Genomic DNA, 2039 nt, shown 5'->3' with positions numbered 1-2039 from the left:
TTGTGGGGTTGGGTTTCGGCTAGGTGTCTGGCATCCATATCTACCGTCACTTGAGAATCTCCGTGGTTGAGTGATAACCATGGGTGGGTTGAGCTAAGAGCTTCAAATGCCTTAACTTTAACGCCTAATTCTGTGGATAAAAATTTCACCATACTTTTGTATTCATCAATACTGATTGCGTTGTTTTTTGTAATGATTTGTATTTCAGAAACGGGGGTGCTACTCATCTCCATTGCCCCTTTGAATTGCTCTAACAGATCTTGTAGAGAGTATTCATCTGTCACCATCAAGATTTTAGGGGTCTTCGGCCCAAGAGTTTTTGAAAGATCATAGACGACATCTGTATCCTCTTTTATGTAAGAAGATCGAACGCTTGAATACTTTTCATCAAAAAATTTATAAGCATACCTTCTGCCGTCCGTTCCTGTTGTTCCACCGACATGGGTGAGACTATTATTTTTATAATGGTAAGCAAACGAACCTCGATTAGACCCAGAAATACTATAAGATAAAACATCTGCATCGGTTTGACGACTAAGTGTATCCATAAGACCCGCATAAGAAAGTGCATCACGCTGAGCATACCAATCGGACTCACCTTCACCCAGTTTTATACTGATCTGTTTCATTGAAGCGTCAACGGGCAATTGCCCTTTAAAATCGCTCAGAACCTTTGAAGTTTGTTCAAAACTGCCCGCGATCACCCGAACTTTTAGGTCGCCCTTTAGATTTTCTATAGGTCTATCTAATTGCAACGAACCATCTTCAGCAATAGAAATAACGACATGGTAACGCTCATCTGAATAAGGGTCTAAGCGGCTGACTTTACCCTCTTTATAACCCCATAAAACTTTGCCTTCCTCAAGGTGGTAAGCGTTGTCGGTAAATCTTCTGCCACTTTTTTCCTCTATTGTTACATCGTATAACCGAGAACTGACCTTAGTCTCAATGTCATTTTCTTTCAGCCCGATTAAGGTATTTTTTGAAAAATCAGAGCCTAGGCTACATCCCAGCATGGAAACTTTTTCAATATTTGAATTTTTGGGGAAATCCTCTCTTAAGGTAACAATATCATTAACAATATCACGATAGGTTCTACCTGCTATTGTTGTCTCTAGACCCTTATCATTACCATGTCCATTAAAAACAAGTTTAATATCACTGGCTTCTGGTATCTCGCTTAAACTCAATCCATGCACCACCAGATAGTTGCCCTCCTTATCCATTTGAATCAGCGTGGAATTTGTAAAATGTTTACCGGTCAGGAATGTTGCACCCTCTGCAATAACACTGTCATCTTCTAGCTGCACAAAAACATGATAAGTGTTCTTAGAGAAAGGACTAACCTCGTGCGTATCTGGCACTGTAAATTTTTCCCATTGCTGTAATGCATATTGAGATCTTTGGGATGAATCTATGAAAAAGCGCAAGCCATCTAGAAAGTTTTGTGCTGCTGGCTCGTATTTAGATTGATTCTCTTGATATGCATCTAATTCACTTTTCATGCCTTCTAACATTTCCAGTTTTTTGTCAATATCTGAACCGCTTTTATTCTTGTACATTTTATCTATCAAGCTAGATACAAAAGGGTTTTCGATGCGACTCTGCACAAATCGATGGACTTTTTCTAACTTCACTTTAATTGCTTGCGTGCCTAAATTCTCTTCTATATCGCTGGCTATTTCCCTTAAAAACTCCACACTAGATTCATAGTTCATTTCCCTGACTTGCTGAATATCTTCTTTTAATTTGTTTAAAAAATCATAACACTTTTTTCTTTCTCCTTCGTCTTCAATTAATGTATCTAACGATTGCATCATTTCATCCATAAGGGGTAAATGATCATCAAAATCATCCAACGGATTCTTTAGCGCTTCACTGTAGTTTTTAACCGTTTCAGTTTTTTGGGTGATTTCTCCTTTGTCAGTATCCCAGCTATAAACGGTCTTGGTGCCTCCTGTTAGCATGGTTTTGGTGCCATCAGCATTGACTTCTATTTGTGTTGTTCTGCCAGTTACTTCGGCGTTGATGGTGCCATT

General features: G+C 38.9%; 1 protein-coding gene. It reads right to left on the bottom strand.

The annotated features are described in order from the left end of the window. Window positions 1-2039, bottom strand: a 2039-nt coding sequence (locus BBROOKSOX_RS10410; RefSeq protein ID WP_139661705.1) for a C80 family cysteine peptidase, incomplete at both ends; no start/stop codon positions are given.

This window comes from bacterium endosymbiont of Bathymodiolus sp. 5 South (assembly GCF_900128535.1).
Taxonomy (GTDB): Bacteria; Pseudomonadota; Gammaproteobacteria; order PS1; family Pseudothioglobaceae; genus Thiodubiliella.
This window is presented reverse-complemented; position numbering and strand designations above follow the sequence as displayed.